This is a genomic window from Janthinobacterium agaricidamnosum, assembly GCF_003667705.1.
GTDB lineage: Bacteria > Pseudomonadota > Gammaproteobacteria > Burkholderiales > Burkholderiaceae_D > Janthinobacterium.
On sequence record NZ_CP033019.1, the window covers coordinates 3,863,679 to 3,879,719 of the forward strand.

A 16,041-nucleotide genomic window follows, 5' to 3' on the forward strand; every position below is an offset into this window, starting at 1 on the left:
AAAAGGCATCCCGGCCACAGCCGGGATGCAGGTGAATCAGAACCTTACTTCGCCGACGGGCGCAGCGAAACGAATTGCGCTACGTCGCCACGGCGCACCAGCACGGCCGACGTCTTTTTCGGATCGAGCTTGGCCACGAGGGCGTTGAACTGCTTGGCGTCTTTCACGGCAACGTTATTCAGCTGCAAGATCACGTCGCCAGGCTGCAGGCCGGCCAGAGCCGCCACGCCATCGGCCTCGTCAACCTGCACGCCGGCGTCGATCTTCAATTCCTGTTTCTTGGCGGCCGGCACGTCGCTGACCTTCAGCCCCAGTGCATTGACGGCTTGCGCTTCCGGCTCCCTGGCGCCCTTCTTCGCCGTTTTCTCGCTTTCCAGTTCGACGACGGTGACGGGAATGTCCTGCTGCGCACCCTTGCGCCAGACGGTGAGCGTGGACTTGCCGTTGACGGGAGCGCCGCCCACCAGACGCGGCAGGTCCGACGAACGCTCGATCGGCGCGCCGTTGAATTTCAGGATGATGTCACCCGGCTTGATGCCCGCCTTGTCGGCCGGACCGCCCGGCTCCACCATCGACACTTGCGCGCCCTTGGCATTCGGCAAGCCCAGCGATCCCGCCACGTCCTTGCTCACTTCGCCGATCTGCACACCGATGCGGCCGCGCACGACCTTGCCCGTCTTTTTCAGCTGCTCGCCTACGCGCATGGCTTCATCGATGGGCACGGCAAATGAAATGCCGTTGTAGGCGCCGGACAGGGTGGCGATCTGCGAATTGATGCCGATCACTTCGCCGCGCATATTGATCAGGGGACCGCCCGAGTTGCCGGGATTGACGGCAACATCGCTCTGGATCAGCGGCAGGTAGTCGCCCGTGTCGCGCGACTTGGCGGAAATAATGCCGGCCGTCACCGTGTTTTCCAGGTTGAACGGCGAGCCGATGGCGATCACCCATTCGCCCACGCGGATCTTGTTCGAATCGCCGATAGTCAGGCGCGGCAGGTTGCCGCCCTCGATTTTCAGCAGGGCCACGTCGGTGCGCGCATCGGCGCCGATCACCTTGGCCTTGAATTCGCGCTTGTCCGTCAGCGTCACGTAGACCTCGTCGGCGCCATCGACCACGTGGGCATTGCTCAGCACGTAGCCATCGGCCGAGATGATGAAGCCGGAACCGACACCGCGCTGCACTTCCTGTTCCTGCGGCACGGCGTGGCGGCCGCCACGCGGCGCCTGCTGGCGCGGCGTCGGCATGGCGCCGCCGAAGAAGCGGCGCAGGAATTCCTGCATTTCCTGCTCATCCTGACTGCCGGCGCCGGCGCCGCCCATTCTCAGGCGTTCGGTGGTGCGGATATTCACCACGGCCGGGCCCACGGCGTCGACCAGGTCCGAGAAATCAGGCAGTTTCACTGCCGGCACGGCGGCCTGCGCCTGTGGCGCCAGGCCCAGCATGGTGGGAGCCAGAAACACGCCAGCGGTACCGAACAATAAGGCGGAAAGCGTCTTTACTGAAAACGACTTGCTGGCGGCACACATGTTTTTTTTCATGGAAAGGATCTCTTCGAATATATAAACGGATCAAAACGCGAATCAGGCGATTGCCTGCGTGCACGATTGGCCGTCATGACGGCGTCCCCGGGGCAAACCCATCCGGTAGCGCGCATGGCAGCAACAATATATCGCAAAAGCAAGATATTGCCTGCACACAGTGTCAATCGTACCGAAGGCCAGTGTCAAGAGGGCGACAGGAACGTTAAGCCTGGCATAAGATGGCGAAACGCCCTAGCGCTGCGCCAGCGGCCCCGCCTCCAGCGGCTCGGCTGCGCCCGGCGGCACGATGGCGGCGGACAGGGGCAGCAGCGGTTCCGCATGGGCAGGCGCCGACTCGGCGGCCAGGCGGCTGGCCAGGCGTGCATCGAACTGGGCGCTCAGTGCATGGCCGCACTGCTCCGAGCGCAGCACGTCACCAATATGGCGATAGACATTCCAGGCTTGCCTCCCCTCATCCGTGTCGAGGGCGGCAAAAGCCAGTTCGAGTTCGCTCGCCGCCAGTTCGCCATCGGCCAGGGCGGAAATAGTCTCGTGCAATCGTGTGTGCGTATCCATGATGGGTCCTGCCATTTCAAGAGGATCGGTGCGAAAACCGGGCGCAGCCATGCCAACCTCATACTCTTCAGATTACCAGCGCTTGTCAATTGGCATGTCCAGCAACGGTTTCAATTTTTCCGCAATCACTTCGCGCGCGCGAAAAATCCGGCTGCGCACGGTGCCGATGGGGCACGCCATGATCTCCGATATTTCTTCATAGCTCAGGCCCTCGATCTCGCGCAGCACGATGGCAGTGCGCAATTCGATGGGCAGCACATCCATGGCCGCATTGACGGTGGCCGCAATCTGCTTGCTCGCCAGCACCGATTCCGGTGTATTGTTGTCACGCAATTTATTGCCATCATCGAAGGACTCGGCCTGCTCGGCGTCGGCATCGCTGGACGTGGCGGCGCGCCTCCCCTGCGTGACGAGATAATTCTTGGCCGTATTGATGCCGATGCGGTACAGCCAGGTATAAAAGGCGGCATCGCCGCGAAAATGGCGCAGCGCCCGGTATGCCTTGATAAAGGTTTCCTGCACCACATCTTCGGCCTCCGCCGGGTCGTGCACCAGGCGCGACACGAGGCGCATCAAGCGGCGCTGGTATTTCGATACCAGCACATCGAATGCCCGTTTGTCGCCAGCCTGCACCCGCTCGACCAGTAACTGATCATACTCGCGCTCTGTCCTCACGCCCAATGTCCCTGTAGTCATGCAGCGTGGGCGCCTGTATGGATATAGAGTTGGCCCGCTGCAAGAAGTTCAGTGTTCGCCCCACTTTTATTCGTCCCCACTCCGCGCCGCAATGGCCCGGCACGCCACGGCCAGCGGGCGGAAGGCGGGGCAGCCGCCGCCGCGCTGCACCAGCACCTGCGTGCGCCGCCCCGCGGCATCGGCCAGGCACAGCACCAGCAGCGACGGCCACAGGGTCGAGCCCGGCAACAGGCGCAGTCCTGACGGCGGCGACGGCCCCGGGCCGGGCGGCGCCGCCACCCCGCCGGCATCCGCCCCTGGCGCTCCGCCATGCTCCAGATATACCGCCAGCCGCAATTGGCCAACCGGCGAAATATCAAGCGTCTGCGGCTTTCTGCGCCTGCGCAGCAAAGCGAGCAACAACACGCCGCCAGCCGTGCTCAGCAACGCACCGGGCCAGCCCAGCGCATAGCCGCCCACCAGTTGGCCAGGCACCGCCGCAGCGCGCCACGCACCGCTCAGGGGCCAGGCGGCCAGCAAGGCGCACAGTCCCAGCACCGCTTGCAACAGACGCAAACAGACAGGCGTGCGAATGACAGCCGCTACTGCGATTGACATACTTCATGGGAAAAAAAAGGCGCGCCGGCAACATGCCGGGCAAATTCAGGCGCCAACGAACGTTGGCGCCGAATCAGCGCTCACTACGATTTGACCGTAGCGAGCGCTTGAAAGTTCCTGCTTATTTCGCTTTACCGAAAATCAGTGTGCCATTCGTGCCGCCGAAGCCGAACGAATTCTTCACTGCATAATCGATCTTCATATCCCGCGCCGTGTTGGCACAGAAATCGAGATCGCAAGCCGGATCCTGGTTGAAGATGTTGATGGTCGGTGGCGACACCTGATGGTGCAATGCCAGGACCGTAAACACCGCTTCCAGACCGCCCGCGCCGCCCAGCAAATGGCCCGTCATCGACTTGGTCGAGTTGACAACCAGATTCTTGGCGTGCTCGCCGAAGGTGCGTTTGATGCCCATAACTTCCGCCACGTCGCCTTGCGGGGTCGACGTGCCGTGCGCGTTCAGGTACTGAATCTGATCCGCGTTCAAGCCGGCGTTGTTGAGGGCCGCGATCACCGATTTGCTGCCGCCGCTGCCATCTTCCAGCGGCGAGGTCATGTGATAAGCATCTGCGCTCATCCCGAAACCATGCACTTCGGCATAGATCTTGGCACCACGGGCCACCGCGTGCTCGTAGTCTTCCAGCACCATGACGCCAGCGCCCTCGCCCAGCACGAAGCCGTCGCGGTCGGTATCCCACGGACGCGATGCCGTTGCCGGATCGTCGTTGCGGGTCGACAAGGCGCGTGCCGAGGCGAAACCGCCCAGGCCCAGCGGCGACACGGTCGATTCAGCGCCACCGGCGATCATGACGTCGGCATCGCCGTACTCGATCATGCGCGCTGCGGCACCGATGCTGTGCAAACCGGTGGTACACGCCGTCACGATCGCCAGGTTCGGGCCCTTCAGACCATATTTGATCGAAAGGTTGCCAGAGATCATGTTAATGATCGAGGCAGGCACGAAAAAGGGCGAGATACGGCGCGGACCGCGCTTTTCGTACTCGGACTTGGTTTCCTCGATCAGCGGCAAGCCGCCGATACCGGAACCGATGATCACGCCGATGCGCTCGGCGTTTTCTTCGGTCACTTCCAGGCCGGAGTCCTGCATCGCCTGGATGCCGGCAGCCATGCCGTAATGGATAAAGGTATCCATATGGCGGGCTTCCTTACCGGAGATGTACTCTTCGATATTGAAGCCTTTGACTTCACCGGCAAAATGCGTGGTGAATGGCTGTGCATCAAACTTGGTAATCGTGGCAATGCCGGATTTACCTTCAATGATTGCGCCCCACGCCTCGGCAATAGTATTGCCGACAGGTGAAACGCAGCCCAGGCCGGTGACAACAACACGACGGTTTTTAGAACGGCTCAAGCGATTCTCCTGAAGTCGGTCAGACAGGCTTAGGCCTTGACGTGTGCGGTGGCGTAGTCGATCGCCTGTTGCACGGTGGTGATTTTTTCAGCTTGTTCGTCAGGGATTTCCATTTCGAATTCGTCTTCCAGGGCCATGACCAGTTCCACGGTGTCCAGGGAATCGGCGCCCAGGTCGTCGACGAAGGAGGATTCGATTTTGATGTCTGCTTCTGCAACGCCCAGTTGCTCAGCGACGATTTTCTTAACGCGTTGTTCGATATCCGACATGTTATGGCTCCAAAGTGTGTGTTACGGAAAGTGCGCGCATTTTATCAGGTTTGCGCGTCCGAATACTAATTTCGGTGTCTGCTGCTAATTCGACCGAAGCTGCTGCTAAAAGATGCGATTATAGACAAAAACGGCCATTGAATGATGCCACAAACGCCCGCCCCGTCTAGCTTTCACATCAATTCATGTACATACCGCCGTTCACGTGCAGGGTGGTGCCCGTGATGTAGGCCGCTTGCGGCGAGGCCAAAAAGGCCACCGCCGCCGCCACGTCTTCCGGTTTACCCAGGCGGGACAGGGGAATTTGCGTCAACAGGGCCGCGTGCTGCTCTTCGCTCAGGGCCTTGGTCATGTCGGTATCGATGAAGCCAGGGGCGATGCAGTTCACGGTAATGTTGCGGCTGCCGATTTCGCGCGCCAGGGCGCGGCTCATGCCTTCCACGCCGGCCTTGGCCGCCGCGTAATTCATTTGCCCCGGATTGCCCGACGAAGCCACCACCGACGTGATATTAATGATACGCCCAGTTTTGGCTTTCATCATCCCGCGCAGTACGGCGCGCGACAGGCGGCCGACGGCCGACAGGTTCGTGGAAATCACGCTGTCCCACTCTTCATCCTTCATGCGCATGGCCAGCTGGTCTTGCGTAATGCCCGCATTGTTGACGAGGATCGACAGGCTGCCGTAGGCTTTCTGCACTTCATCGACGACGGCTGCGCAGCGCGCCGCATCGGTCACGTTCAGGACCAGGCCCTTGCCCGTGACGCCTTCGGCGGCCAGGTAATCGGTGATCGCTTGCGCACCGCTTTCCGAGGTGGCGGTGCCAACCACGGTAGCACCCTGTTTGCCCAGTTCGGTGGCAATGGCGCGGCCGATGCCGCGCGAGGCGCCCGTGACCAGCACGACTTGATTTGCTAAATTCATGAGTATCCTTAAAAGCAAGCGCGGCAGGCAGGCTGCCGCGATCTGATGTTTATTTGAGCTGCGTCAAAATGCGTTCCAGCGAAGCCTGATCGACGATGGCGTCGCCCACCAGCACGGGATCGATGCGCTTGGCCAGGCCCATCAGGACCTTGCCCGGACCGCATTCGATCACTTGCGTGATGCCGTCTGCCGCCACTTTTTGCATGGTTTCCACCCAGCGCACGGGACTGGCTGCCTGGCGCACGAGCGCATCCTTGATGCCGGCGACGTCGTTGACGATGGCCACGTCGACGTTGTTGATCAGGGCGATCTGCGGCGCGGCGAACGTCAGGCCGGCCATGTACTCGCGCAGGCGGTCCGATGCCGGTTTCAGCAGCGACGAGTGGAATGGCGCGGAGACGGGCAGCTTCATGGCGCGCTTGGCGCCCTTGGCCTTGGCCAGTTCGCAGGCACGTTCGACGGCCGCCGTGTGACCGGCGATGACCACTTGCGCAGGCGCATTGAAATTGACGGGTTCGACCACCAGGGTCGGGTTTTCCGCCGCCGCTTCCGCACAGGCGGCGCGCACGTCGTCGTCCGACAGGCCCAGCACGACAGCCATCGTGCCCTGCCCTACCGGTACGGCTTCCTGCATGGCTTGCGCGCGGAAACGCACGAGCGGCACGGCATCCTTGAACGAGATCACGCCGGCGGCGACCAGCGCCGAGTATTCACCGAGGCTGTGACCGGCCACGACCGTCGGCACGGGGCCGCCCGCTGCCAGCCAGGCGCGATAAAAGGCGACGGCCGCCGTCAGCATCACCGGTTGCGTATTGGTGGTCAGGTCCAGCTCTTCCTTCGGACCTTCGGCGATCAGCTTGCCCAGGTCGAATTGCAGGGCGTCCGACGCTTCGGCGACCGTTTGCGCAACCACAGGGTTGCCGGCGAAACCGTCGAGCATCGCAATCGCTTGCGAGCCTTGGCCTGGGAAAACAAATGCAAATTGTGTCATGTCGACTCCGTTTTTTTACTATTTAGAGAATCAGAGACCCAAAGGCAACTGCTGGGGTACGTCCCTGCGGGATCGGAATGCATTCCATTGGAATGTATTCCCCCGACGGGTCGGACCCAAAAGTCAGCCTTCGGCTATCACATCCTTGCCAGCACGGCGCCCCAGGTAAAGCCGCCGCCCACGCCTTCCATCATGACGTTGTCGCCCTTCTTGACCCGGCCGTCGCGCACGGCGATGTCGAGCGCCAGCGGGATCGAGGCGGCCGAGGTATTGCCGTGCTGGTCGACGGTGACAACCATCTTTGCCAGTGGCAAGCCGAGTTTCTTCGCCGTGCTGTTCATGATGCGGATATTTGCCTGGTGCGGGATCAGCCAGTCGATCTGGTCCGACGTCATGTTGGCGTGTTCGAGGGCTTCGTGCGCGACCTTTTCCAGCACGGACACGGCCAGCTTGAAGACGGCGGGGCCATCCATGTACAGGAAGGCGCTGCCGTCCAGCGCGCCGCCAGCCAGGCTGCCCGGCACGCTGAGGATGTTCGAGTGGCGGCCGTCCGCGTGCAGCTTGGTGGCCAGAATGCCGGGGTCTTTCGACGCCGTCATGACGATGGCGCCGGCGCCGTCGCCGAACAGCACGCAGGTGCCGCGGTCATCGAAATTGAGGATGCGCGAAAACACTTCGGCGCCGATCACCAGCACGTTTTTATGCATGCCCGATTGAATAAAACTGTCGGCCGTGGCCACCGCATACACGAAACCGCTGCAGACAGCTTGCACGTCGACGGCGGCGCAATTGTTCGTGATGCCCAGCTTGTTTTGCACAATGCAGGCGGTGCTGGGGAAGCTGCCGAAGAAGTCGGGGGTCGAGCTGGCGACGATGATCAGGTCGAGGTCGTTGCCGTTCAGGCCAGCCATCTCCAGGGCCTTTTTGGCCGCTTCCACGCCCAGGTCCGAGGAGTTTTGCGTTGGCGCCGCGTAATGGCGCGCCGAGATGCCGCTGCGCGAGACGATCCATTCATCCGACGTCTCGATGCCCTTGGCGGCCAGCTGTTCGGTCAAGTCCTGGTTGGTGACGCGCTTCTCCGGCAGGTAGCTGCCGGTACCGATAATTTTGCTGTAAGTTTTGCTAAAAACAGTCATGCAAGTACCCGTCCACTAAATGGTAGAGCTTGTTGATGTAGGTTCATCCGGAACTGGCGTGCGCGGCATCAACTCGGCGATCATGCTGGCCAAGTGCGCTTGCACGTCATTTTTTGCCGCATCAAAGGCGCGGCGCAAGGCCCATTCGAAGGAATAGGCATCGGCGCTGCCATGGCTCTTGAAGACGAGGCCACGCAGGCCCAGCAGGCTGGCGCCGTTGTAACGCGATGGATTCAAGCGGTTGCCGATGGCTTTCAGGGCCCCGCGGGCGATCAGCGCGCCCAGCATGGTAATCGGATTGCGCTTGAATTCGGAAGTGAGCACGTCTTTCATGAAGCGCGCCAGGCCTTCGATGGCTTTCAGGGTCACGTTGCCGACGAAACCGTCGCAGACGACGATATCGGTCGTGCCTTTGAAGATATCGTTGCCTTCCACGTTGCCGTAGAAGTTCAGCGCGCCACGCTCGTGGTCGGCCTGCAGCAGCTTCGAGGTGAGTTTCACCACTTCATTGCCCTTGATATCTTCCGTGCCCACGTTCAGCAAGCCGATCGTGGGACGTTCGATACCCTCCATGGCGGACACGAGCACGGAGCCCATGATGGCGAACTGGTGCAAGTGATGCGGTTCGCAATCGACGTTGGCGCCCAGGTCCAGCATGTAGGTCGGGCCGTTCTTTTGATTCGGCAAGATGCTGCAGATGGCCGGGCGGTCGACGCCGGACATGGTTTTCAATACGTAGCGCGACACGGCCATCAAGGCTGCCGTATTACCGGCGGAAACGGAGGCTTGCGCCGCGCCGCTCTTGACCTGTTCGATGGCCACGCGCATGGAGGAGTCCTTCTTGCGGCGCAGGGCCACTTCCAGGGGATCGTCCATGGTAACTTGTTCGGAGGCATGCAATACCGACAGGCGCGGATGCGTGTCGGCTTTATGTTTCTTCAGTTCGGCACGAATCACGTCTTCCAATCCAACAAGGATCAGTTCGGCTTCAGGCTCATGTTTTACGAAGGAAATTGCTGCGGGGATAGTGACTGAGGGACCGTGATCTCCGCCCATGCAGTCGATAGAAATTTTGATTGTCATTTGTGTTGATTCAATACCGCTGCGGGCGTGCGGCAAGATGTGAATCGGACTGGAGCATATGCAGGGCGCAGCATGTCATGCACAGGCCTGGACAGCGTGATTCAAAATGACGGGTGTGCAAGATGAATTGCAGCCGATAAAAAAGAAGAAGCGGCGCCACGCCGAATAACCACGCAACACCGCTTTCATCTTACCCAACAAAAACGTCGATTACTCGTCGTTTTTGGTCTTCAACACTTTACGGCCACGATAGAAGCCGTTAGGGCTGATATGGTGACGCATGTGTGTTTCGCCGGTAACTGGCTCGACGCTCAATTGCGGCGCGACCAGGAAGTCGTGCGAACGGTGCATGCCGCGCTTGGAAGGGGTTTTCTTGTTCTGTTGAACTGCCATGATGACTCCTAATACATAAGTTCTAAAATTTTAGCACAATCGATTGGCAAATACATGCGAATCGAGTATCCCAGCGGCAAAGACTACCCGAAAATAGCCCGGACCGACATCGTTTATTACAATTACATTTCACTACACTTGCCATACTCGATTACTACACGCGTTTGACACGTTCTTTACTGGAAGCATCAAAAACCTGCTGCGCTTCCCGCTATCGCCTCGGCGGCGCTCAGTACTTCCGTACGCTTGCGCTACTCAGCGATATCGGGCCGCTCGCTACGGTTTTTGAGGCCCCCTACAAACTACCACTACTACTTAACTTATTCTCTTAACTTATTCTGGCTTCAAGTCTTTCAGTGCCGCAAACGGCGACTTCTTTTCAGACTTGAGAGCATCGAGCTGCGCCGTATCGGGGCAGACGTCGTGTTTGGGTACCTGCGGCAGGGCCAGCAAGGCTTCATCTTCGATCAGGGCCGCGGCATCCATGCTGCGGCTGCCGACGATCACGTCGATCGATTCATCGTTGATGATTTCTTCGATCTCGTCCGCGTGCTCGTCATCCTTGCCCAGCATCAGAGTGGTCGTCGAATCAATTGCGTAAGCATACGGAGTCAGGCAGCGCTGGCAAACCAGCTGAACGGTGCCGTTGACCGACAAGGTCAGTTGTGGGTAGCCCAGCTTGCTGGTGCCGCCGACGATCTTCCAGGCGATCTCGCCGGAATTATCTGCACAATCCTTGGTCAACCGGGTCATTTCAGCGACAGGAGTTACACCCTCGCGGCTCCCGCTGATACGACAAAAATCAAAGGCGTCGATCACAAAAGCATTCATTGGTAGAAAATTTCCCCGGAAAACCTGCGATAATAACAGGGTTTTTAGCACGGAGTCAAAGGCTAAGCATCTTTTTTGACGCAATCATTGCCATCAACATGACAACTTCATCAACACCGTCATGCCGCATGGAGCCTCAGTTATGGGCTCTGCGCCCTGGAATTTGCGTGAAATCCCACTGACATCGACCTGCGCGGCCATGCCGGCCGCCATCCACTACCGAATGATACCAACTTCCGCCCCATTGCGCTTGATTCTTGCATCGAGCTCGACCTACCGCAAGGAATTGCTGCAACGCCTGCGCCTGCCTTTCGAGGTGGCCGTTCCCGATCTCGACGAAAGCCCCCTGCCAGGCGAAAGCCCCAGCGCCACGGCCTTGCGCCTGGCGCAGGCCAAGGCGCAGGCCGTGCTCGACCGCTATCCTGGCAGTCTCGTCATTGGCTCCGACCAGGTCGCCACCCTGGACGGCGCGCAGATCGGCAAGCCCGGCAACCATGACTATGCCCTGCGCCAACTGCAAACCATGCGCGGGCGCCAGACCGTGTTCCACACGGCCCTGTGCCTGCTCGACGGGCGCCACACGCCGGCCGTGGCGCAGGTGGAAGATATCCAGACCCTCGTCACCGTGCGCGACTTGCCCGACGCGGAACTGGACGCCTACCTGCGCATCGAGCAGCCGTACGACTGCGCCGGCAGCGCCAAGAACGAAGGCCTGGGCATCGCCCTGCTCGAACGCATCGACAGCACCGACCCGACCGCCCTCACCGGCTTGCCGCTGATCGCCCTCACCGGCATGCTGCGCAAGGCGGGCGTGGCGTTTTTTAAAATTTAAAATACCCCTAACGGCAACATCTGGGGTCAGACCCGACGGGTCTGACCCCGGCAGTTTGACGTTGGGGTACTAACATGACTGACTAAAATCCATGACCGGCACCCTGTACCTGATCCCCAACCACCTCGGCCTGTCCGATGGCGCCATCGACCCGCTGGCAAGCATCATTCCCGAGCAGGTGCGGCAGATCACCTCGCAGCTCGACTATTTCGTTGCGGAAAACGCCAAGACGGCGCGCGCCTTCCTGAAACTGATCGGCAACCAGCATCCGCTGGCCAAGCCGCTGCAGGAAATCACGATTTCCGAACTCAACGTCAATACCCCGGCGCAAGCGCTGGCCGGCTTGCTGGCACCGCTGCTGGCGGGACGCGATGCGGGCCTCGTGTCGGAAGCGGGCGTGCCCGCCGTGGCCGACCCCGGCGCCGACCTGGTACGCCTGGCGCATCAGCACGGCATTAAAGTGCGTCCGCTGGTGGGCCCGTCGTCGATCCTGCTGGCCGTGATGGCCAGCGGCTTGAACGGCCAGAGCTTCGCCTTCAACGGCTACCTGCCCACGGACGCGGCCCTGCGCGCCAAGCGCATCAAGGAACTGGAAAGCCGTTCGCGCAATGAAAAGCAAACTCAGCTGTTCATCGAAACGCCATACCGCAACGCCGCCATGCTCGAAGCCCTCGTGGCGCAATGCGCGCCGTCAACCCTGATCTGCGTCGCCACCGACCTGAGCCTGGACTCGGAAAACGTGCAGACGTGGAATGGCGGACAGTGGAAGAAACAATTGGCCGCCGGCAAGGCGCCGGACTTCCACAAGAAACCGACCGTGTTCTTGCTGCTGGGGCAGTAAACGACAAACGCCACGGGCAATTACCCGTGGCGTTTTTTATTGCAGCCCTACCAAGACAAGTAGGATTACACTCTTCTTGTTCCCGTATTTTTCTGTCCACCCTTGCCCGTTTCCAATACGAACTTGGCGCCATCGTCGCGGCCCAGCACCTTGACCAGGTAAGGCATGACTTCACGCAGCATCGGCTCCAGCGTGTATGGCGGATTCAAAATGAACATGCCGCTGCTGTGCAAGCCGAAGCCGTCCGGCGACGGCGTGTTGACGGTCAGGGTCACGTGCAGCCAGTCCGAGCTGGGCAATTGCTTGAGCTTGTCGGCGAACTGGCGCGATTCCATGCGCTGCAGCACCGGGTACCAGACGGCATACATGCCGGACGGGAAGCGCACGAGGGCGTCGGCCAAGGTATCTTTGACCTTGCGGTAATCCATCTTGTCTTCGTATGGCGGGTCGATCAGCACCAGCGCGCGGCGCGATGGCGGCGGCAGCAGGGCTTTCAGGCTCTGGAAACCGTCCGCCTTGGTGATGAGCACGCGCTTGCCGCGCACGGTCGGACGCTCGCCCTGGGCCAGCGCATGCGCCTCGACCTTGCGGAAGTTGTCAGCCAGAATCTTGGCATCGGCAGGATGCAGTTCGAACAGGCGCAGACGGTCTTGCTCGCGGCTGACCTTGTCGGCGCAGTACGGCGAACCCGGGTAGTAGCGCATCTTGCCGCTCGGATTCATTTCCTTGATCAGCTTCATGTACTCGGCCAGCGAGGCCGGCCAGTCCGTACGGTCCCACAGGGGAGCGATGCCCGTTTCGTACTCGGCATTTTTCGAGGCATAACCGCCGTCGAGCGCATACACGCCCGCGCCGGAATGGGTATCGATATAACTATAGGCGGTATCTTTTTGATTCAGGTATTGCAATAACTGAATCTGCACATAATGTTTCAACACATCGGCGTGATTACCCGCGTGAAAGGCGTGGCGGTAACTCAACATAAGCTGGCTAATTCCATAATAAAAATAAACAAAGGCGGGAGCGCTGACACCGGGCAGGGCATGAAAACAGACTGGAGGGGGTCAGGCTGCGGGGCCAGGAAACAGCATGGACCAGCGTAATCAGCGCGCAATTATCAGCATTATCCACCAGAAAGGTGTATTGCATCAAAAAACACCCATAAACAAGCTCATGCATTCTCGGGACCGCGGGGGCCGGGCGCGGTAGAATACGCGCATCGGGCGCCCCGCGCCCATCAGCCTACTAATATATACAGCCATGCACAGCCTGACCCTCACGACCGATAACCGCGCCGACGTCGCGGCAGCCCTGGCCGGCCCGCGCTGGACGGTGGCCTGCCTGTGCGCGCTGTGGTGCGGCACTTGCGGCAGCTACCGCGCCACGTTCGAGGAACTGGCCGCGCGCCATCCGGACACCGTCTTCGTCTGGATCGACATCGAAGACCAGGCCGACGTGGTGGGCGACCTCGACATCGACAACTTCCCCACCCTGCTGATCCAGCACGAAGATAACGTGGCCTTCTTCGGCACCGTGCTGCCCGACGGCGGCCTGGCGCACCGCATGGTGCAGGCGCAGCAGGCGCTCAGCGCCGAGGAACTGGCGGCGCTGGCCACCAGCACGCAGGAACGGCGCGACTGGCAGCGCGACTGCAATCTGCGCCATTTACTGGCTACCACGCTGGCCTGATCCGCATCAAGCCAGGCGCAGCGGCAAGCTGCGCAGGCGTTTGCCCGTCAGACTGAACACGGCGTTGGCCACGGCCGGCGCGATCGGCGGCGTACCCGGTTCGCCCACGCCTTCCGGATGCTCGGCGCTGGCGATGATGATGGTTTCCACCTCGGGCGTTTGCCCCATGCGCAGCACGGGATAGTCGTGGAAGTTGCCTTGCTCGACCTTCCCTTCCTGGAACGTGATCTCGCCGCCCAGCGCCGCCGACAGGCCGAACAGCACGGCTGACTCCATCTGCTGGGCGATGATGTTCGGATTGACGGCGATGCCGCAATCGATGGCGCACACGACGCGCTGCACGCGGATCTCGCCGTTTTCCACGGACACTTGCGCCACTTGCGCGACGATGCTGCCGAACGACTGGTGCAGGGCAACGCCATGCGCATGGCCGGGCGGAGCACTGCCCGCCCTGGCGACGGCTGCATCGAGCACGGCCAGGTGGCGCGGATGCTGCGTCAGCATGGCGCGGCGGAAGGCGATGCCGTCCTGCCCCGCCGCATGCGCCAGTTCGTCGATAAAGCTTTCCTTGAAGAATGCATTATGCGAATGCCCGACGGAGCGCCAGTAGCCGACCGGCACGGCACTGTCGGCGATCACGTGGGCGATGCGCTGGTTGGCGATTTCATACGGCATGTCGAATTCGCCTTCCGCCGTGGTCTTGTCCGGCCCCGCGCCGGGCAGGCCGAAATTGCGCTGCAGGTACTGGTGCGTGATGGAGCCGCTGACGGATTTATTGTCCCAGGAAGCGATGCGGCCATGCTCGTCGAGCCGGGCCGCAAAGCGGGCCAGCGCGGCGGGACGGTACATATCGTGCTTGGTGTCCTGTTCGCGCGTCCACACCAGCTGCACGGGCGCGCCATCGCACTGCAGCGCGATGGCCACGGCTTGCGCCACCATGTCCACTTCCAGGCGGCGGCCGAAACCGCCGCCGAGCAACAGCACTTCGATGCTGACATCCTGCGCATCGACGCCGGCCACTTTCGCCGCCACGTCGACGGCGATGCCGGGCGCCTGCGTCGACACCCACAGCATCACCTTGCCATTTTTCACCTGCGCGGTGCAGTTGACGGGTTCCATGGCGGCGTGCGCGAGGAACGGCGCGCGGTATTCGGCCTTGACGCTGCGCAAGCCTTGCACGGCTTTACTTTCCACCTCGCCGCTGGCGTGGTAGGCGTAACCGGCTTCGCTGTCCAGCAGGCGGGCAAATTCCGCATACACGCCGGCGCTGGACAAGTTCGCCTGCGGGCCCGCCTTCCACTGCGTCGGCAAGGCGGCGGCCGCCTGTCTGGCGTGCCACCAGGTATCGGCCACCACGGCGGCACACGAGACGCTGCGCTGGGCCAGCTGCGGCGTCAGGTCCAGCACTTTCTTTACGCCGGGCATGGCCAGGATGGGCGCCGCATCGAACGCGGACAAGGTATCGCCCAGGCGCGGCGGCACATGCAGGGCCGCGTACAGCATGCCGGGCGGACGCGCATCGATGCCGAAACGCGCGCTGCCGTTGACTTTGGACGGCGTGTCGCGGCGCGGCGCCGGCTGGCCGATCAGTTTGAAATCCTTGGGCAGTTTCAGCACGGGCGTGCCCGGATCGATGGCGGCGGCGCGCTGCGCCAGGCTGGCGTAGCTGGCGCGCCGGCCATCGGGGTGGAGCACGTCGCCATTTTCCGTGCGGCATTGCGCGGCAGGCACCTGCCACAATGCGGCGGCGGCTTGCAGCAGCATGGCGCGCGCGGACGCCCCCGCCTCGCGCATCGGACCCCAGCCATCCTTCACGCTCGACGAGCCGCCAGTGACGATCACGCCCAGTTCGCGCGCCGCCTTGGCCACCGTCCACTGCGCCAGCGCTTTGACGCGGCCCTGGTCATCGGGATGGAACGGCAGGCTATCCTTGAGCATGGCAACGTTGCCGAAGATTTTATCCATGGGCGCCTGGATCAGCTTGACGCTGGCCAGCGGCACGTCGAGTTCCTCGGCCACCAGCATGGGCAAGGCCGTGTGCACGCCCTGCCCCATCTCGCTGCGCGGCATGGCCAGCAGCACCGTGCCGTCCGATTGAATCGCCAGCCAGCCGTTCAAGGCCACGGCGCCATCCTGGAGCGGCAGCGGCGAACTGCCATGCAGGCGCTGGCGCGGCGGCAGCACGCCCCATCCCAGTACCAGGGCGCCCACGCCGGCCACGCCGAGGCCAAGGCCGCCGAGCAGGAAACGACGGCGCGACGGGGAGGATTGTGCGGCCATGGGCTGTCCT

Annotated in this window: 17 protein-coding genes; 3 read left to right on the forward strand and 14 right to left on the reverse strand. The window is 61.6% G+C overall.

The features are described 5' to 3' along the window. Nucleotides 1–44: 44 nt before the first annotated feature. From D9M09_RS17425 to D9M09_RS17480, 12 genes are all read right to left on the reverse strand, one after another. The gene (locus D9M09_RS17425; protein ID WP_121670005.1) at nt 45–1,541 is read right to left on the reverse strand and encodes a DegQ family serine endoprotease; all 1,497 of its coding nucleotides are present in this window, start codon (nt 1,539–1,541) and stop codon (nt 45–47) included. A gap of 234 nt (nt 1,542–1,775) precedes the next feature. Next, the gene (locus D9M09_RS17430; RefSeq protein ID WP_070288657.1) at nt 1,776–2,099 is read right to left on the reverse strand and encodes a sigma-E factor negative regulatory protein; all 324 of its coding nucleotides are present in this window, start codon (nt 2,097–2,099) and stop codon (nt 1,776–1,778) included. A gap of 72 nt (nt 2,100–2,171) precedes the next feature. Beyond that, entirely contained in the window at nt 2,172–2,795 is a 624-nt protein-coding gene (gene rpoE / locus D9M09_RS17435; protein ID WP_070223871.1) for an RNA polymerase sigma factor RpoE, read from the reverse strand. 66 nt (nt 2,796–2,861) lie between these two features. Next, the gene (locus D9M09_RS17440; protein WP_162995738.1) at nt 2,862–3,392 is read right to left on the reverse strand and encodes a hypothetical protein; all 531 of its coding nucleotides are present in this window, start codon (nt 3,390–3,392) and stop codon (nt 2,862–2,864) included. Nucleotides 3,393–3,513: 121 nt separating this feature from the next. Beyond that, entirely contained in the window at nt 3,514–4,764 is a 1,251-nt protein-coding gene (gene fabF / locus D9M09_RS17445; protein WP_070223875.1) for a beta-ketoacyl-ACP synthase II, read from the reverse strand. Between the two features lie 29 nt (nt 4,765–4,793). Then, the gene (acpP, locus tag D9M09_RS17450) at nt 4,794–5,033 is read right to left on the reverse strand and encodes an acyl carrier protein (RefSeq protein ID WP_008449912.1); all 240 of its coding nucleotides are present in this window, start codon (nt 5,031–5,033) and stop codon (nt 4,794–4,796) included. Nucleotides 5,034–5,211: 178 nt separating this feature from the next. After that, nucleotides 5,212–5,955 carry a 3-oxoacyl-ACP reductase FabG gene (fabG, locus tag D9M09_RS17455; RefSeq protein ID WP_070223877.1) on the reverse strand — a complete coding sequence of 248 codons (744 nt, stop codon included), beginning with the start codon at nt 5,953–5,955 and terminating at the stop codon, nt 5,212–5,214. 49 nt (nt 5,956–6,004) lie between these two features. Further along, nucleotides 6,005–6,946, reverse strand: coding sequence for an ACP S-malonyltransferase (fabD, locus tag D9M09_RS17460; RefSeq protein ID WP_099411195.1), 942 nt, complete (start codon nt 6,944–6,946; stop codon nt 6,005–6,007). 137 nt (nt 6,947–7,083) lie between these two features. Further along, nucleotides 7,084–8,082, reverse strand: a complete 999-nt coding sequence (locus D9M09_RS17465; protein ID WP_121670007.1) for a beta-ketoacyl-ACP synthase III — start codon at nt 8,080–8,082, stop codon at nt 7,084–7,086. A 15-nt stretch (nt 8,083–8,097) separates the two neighbouring features. Then, on the reverse strand, nt 8,098–9,165 hold the full coding sequence (gene plsX / locus D9M09_RS17470; protein ID WP_099411193.1) for a phosphate acyltransferase PlsX: 1,068 nt from the start codon (nt 9,163–9,165) through the stop codon (nt 8,098–8,100). 210 nt (nt 9,166–9,375) lie between these two features. After that, nucleotides 9,376–9,558 (reverse strand): 50S ribosomal protein L32, encoded by a 183-nt coding sequence (rpmF, locus tag D9M09_RS17475; protein ID WP_034749653.1) that lies wholly within the window; start codon nt 9,556–9,558, stop codon nt 9,376–9,378. A gap of 333 nt (nt 9,559–9,891) precedes the next feature. Then, a complete protein-coding gene (locus D9M09_RS17480) occupies nt 9,892–10,389 on the reverse strand; it encodes a YceD family protein (RefSeq protein ID WP_121670008.1) in 498 nt (165 codons plus the stop codon). A gap of 223 nt (nt 10,390–10,612) precedes the next feature. Between D9M09_RS17480 and D9M09_RS17485 the strand changes: the two genes are divergently transcribed. Both D9M09_RS17485 and D9M09_RS17490 read left to right on the forward strand, forming a co-directional pair. Then, nucleotides 10,613–11,221: a Maf-like protein gene (locus D9M09_RS17485; RefSeq protein WP_070224171.1), complete on the forward strand. Its 609-nt coding sequence runs from the start codon at nt 10,613–10,615 to the stop codon at nt 11,219–11,221. A 91-nt stretch (nt 11,222–11,312) separates the two neighbouring features. Continuing rightward, nucleotides 11,313–12,062, forward strand: coding sequence for an SAM-dependent methyltransferase (locus D9M09_RS17490; protein ID WP_121670009.1), 750 nt, complete (start codon nt 11,313–11,315; stop codon nt 12,060–12,062). Nucleotides 12,063–12,127: 65 nt separating this feature from the next. Here the strand turns inward: D9M09_RS17490 and D9M09_RS17495 are convergent, their stop codons facing one another. After that, entirely contained in the window at nt 12,128–13,045 is a 918-nt protein-coding gene (locus D9M09_RS17495) for a 23S rRNA (adenine(2030)-N(6))-methyltransferase RlmJ (protein ID WP_092714677.1), read from the reverse strand. A gap of 277 nt (nt 13,046–13,322) precedes the next feature. Here D9M09_RS17495 and D9M09_RS17500 point away from each other — a divergent pair, with 277 nt between their 5' ends. Continuing rightward, complete coding sequence (locus D9M09_RS17500) at nt 13,323–13,751, forward strand: thioredoxin family protein (protein ID WP_070288662.1); 429 nt, start codon at nt 13,323–13,325, stop codon at nt 13,749–13,751. Nucleotides 13,752–13,757: 6 nt separating this feature from the next. Here D9M09_RS17500 and D9M09_RS17505 read toward each other — a convergent pair whose 3' ends face one another. Next, on the reverse strand, nt 13,758–16,031 hold the full coding sequence (locus D9M09_RS17505) for a xanthine dehydrogenase family protein molybdopterin-binding subunit (protein WP_205602264.1): 2,274 nt from the start codon (nt 16,029–16,031) through the stop codon (nt 13,758–13,760). Nucleotides 16,032–16,041 lie beyond the last annotated feature (10 nt).